Annotated in this window: 2 protein-coding genes and 1 pseudogene; 2 read left to right on the forward strand and 1 reads right to left on the reverse strand. The window is 51.3% G+C overall.

Annotated features, from left to right (window positions below):
- Positions 1 to 406: 406 nt before the first annotated feature.
- Positions 407 to 669 (reverse strand): annotated as a pseudogene (locus DW49_RS1000000130935) (helix-turn-helix domain-containing protein).
- A gap of 223 nt (positions 670 to 892) precedes the next feature.
- On the opposite strand from DW49_RS1000000130935, the gene DW49_RS0123515 reads away from it, so the two are divergent.
- Together DW49_RS0123515 and DW49_RS0123520 are read left to right on the forward strand one after the other, a co-directional pair.
- Positions 893 to 1,219: a BPSL0761 family protein gene (locus DW49_RS0123515; protein ID WP_306341683.1), complete on the forward strand. Its 327-nt coding sequence runs from the start codon at positions 893 to 895 to the stop codon at positions 1,217 to 1,219.
- Positions 1,216 to 1,977 carry an SIR2 family NAD-dependent protein deacylase gene (locus tag DW49_RS0123520; RefSeq protein ID WP_024419912.1) on the forward strand — a complete coding sequence of 254 codons (762 nt, stop codon included), beginning with the start codon at positions 1,216 to 1,218 and terminating at the stop codon, positions 1,975 to 1,977. Before DW49_RS0123515 ends, DW49_RS0123520 begins: the two co-directional genes overlap by 4 nt.
- Positions 1,978 to 2,303: the final 326 nt, after the last annotated feature.

Below are 2,303 nucleotides of genomic sequence, written 5' to 3' on the forward strand. Positions count from 1 at the left end.
GTTACCCATAACCTGCAAGCTAAGCTATTGATAAGATTTGAATTTTCCGTTAGTTGGTGGCTGATTTTTTCGAAAACAGTACACTAGCGCTCACATTGAAGGGTTCGAGGCTGCTTTAGCACATAATAGTTATGACGCTGGGGCCTACGAGCTCATCTCCGCTTTGCATGAAGCTATTAACGATCCAGAGTGCAAAAAACGCTTCATCCGTAGGGAGCGTGCTTTCTTGCTGGCCACCTGTGATCGCGAATCACCGTTGACGGAGTAGGTGGGAGAATTGGGAATTCCGGTCACGTGATCTTGGTTGCCATGATCACGTGTTTGGGAAGCACAAACGTAAAAGGCCAGCACATGAAGGCTGGCCTGTTCGATACATTATTACGTCTTTGTTACGGAGTGCCTTGCCTCAGGCGGCAGAACACTCGGTTACTTCGATTTCAATTTTCAGGTTTGCACCGGTCAACATGTTGACCAACGCGTCGAGGGAGAACTTGTCAATTTTCCCTTCAGCAGGTCATTGAGGCGTGGCTGTGTAACATGCAGCCGTGCTGCCGCTTCTCGTTGGGGTATGTTCCAGCCTTTTATCACACTGGTCAGCGCTATGATCAACTCAGAGCGCACACGCAGATTTTCTGCCTCTTCTGGCGTGTCAACCAACGCGTCCCACATACTGGTGCAGCGTTAGTCTGCCATAACTGTATTACCCTCTTAACTACAATAGTCTGATTTACCATTTTATTACGTTTTCACAGGGTACGAGTCCTAACGGATAAGTCTTTCAGACGAATACCCCTTACCTCTCGATGGGGGGGGCCGCCGTCAGCCGTTGCCGCCTACCCCAGTGACTTGAACCGGACTTTACCCAGTGTATTGGTCTAAACTGAAGACGGTGTTGAGCATTAGCACCGAAGCGCTGCTGCGAGACAACTCTGAGGGTATCGCTATGACCATGCCAAATGAACGCACGCGTGCAGTCATCCAAACTGGTAAGTTTCTGCTTGAGCTGTCCCGAGATTCATCGCTGCCCGAACGGATACGACGTGATGCCAAATTTCTCCTACGTCACTATCCAGATCAGTTCCAGATGCTGCTGGCGGGACGTATTGAAGAAGGTTCAGACCCTTTAATATCGCCAATGGGGCCAGTGTTCAGCTCTTCCATCGAGAACAGCGATTACTCCCCAATCTGCGACGCAGCAGACGCGCAAAGCCCGAAATGAACGATTTGGATAGGGCCATCGAATCCTTGGCGGCCGCTCGAAAGGTAGTATTTTTCACCGGCGCTGGCATCTCTGCGGAAAGTGGAATTCCAACATTTCGCGACAAGCTCACAGGCGTTTGGGCGAAACACGACCCTGAAAGATTGGAAACGGCACGTGCTTTTCGAGAGAATCCTCAAATGGTTTGGGGGTGGTATCTGTGGCGGCGTTTCCAAGCTGGCCAGGCCCAACCAAACGCCGCTCATCTTTCTATTAGTCAACTGGCGAGCACCGGCAAAAAGGTTTCGATCATCACTCAAAATATCGATGACCTGCACGAGCGGGCGGGGTCTCAGAACGTCGTGCATTTGCATGGCAGCTTGATCAAGCCGATCTGCTTTGCGTGCAAGCGTCCGGCATTACTCACGACTGATCAATTTCAGGTTTCTGCAGAAGGACAATGGGTAGAGCCGCCCCGGTGCACTCGGTGTAACGGTAAACTCCGACCGGGTGTTGTGTGGTTTGGAGAGGACCTGCCTGCTGGTGCTTGGAAAGTAGCAATGGTCGACGTCAAAAATTGCGACGTCCTGATCTCAGTGGGAACGTCAGGATTCGTAAGGCCTGCGGCGGATATTCCTGAAATTGCATTGGCATCTGGCGCGACAGTTATCCACGTCAACATCGCAGACGTTTGCCTGGGAGCCCCAAACGAGTTGATGCTGACGGGCTCGGCCGCGCATATGTTGCCTGCGCTATTACAGGCGACAACCTCAATATAACGATGGCAGCAGCTCAGCAAGATGTGTGAGTACTTTCATAGCACTTACTTTGCGGGCGCTCGCGGCTTAGGCGACCCTTTGGATTCGACCTGCGGTCGGCTGTATGCATCCTCCAAACCCTCCCGACTTTGCTTGGGTATGCGCACGATCAACGTTGTCTTTGATGAAGTCCAAAGAGAACTGATTAGGAAAAAAATCGTCTTCAGTACCTCTCACAAACGCTCAGCAGCTGTTGGCGCTGATTGAAAACTGACCCACCCTGCCGATTGAAAATTGACCCAGGACGGATTGCTGATTTCTGTCCCAGCAATTGTGGATAAGCTTAG

Origin of the sequence: Pseudomonas avellanae BPIC 631, assembly GCF_000444135.1 — a bacterium.
Taxonomy (GTDB): domain Bacteria; phylum Pseudomonadota; class Gammaproteobacteria; order Pseudomonadales; family Pseudomonadaceae; genus Aquipseudomonas; species Aquipseudomonas avellanae.

Excerpts from the sequence above, each read along its gene's own strand:
- DW49_RS0123520 (WP_024419912.1), top strand. The coding sequence starts at position 1,216 with ATGAACGATTTGGATAGGGCCATCGAATCCTTGGCGGCCGCTCGAAAG.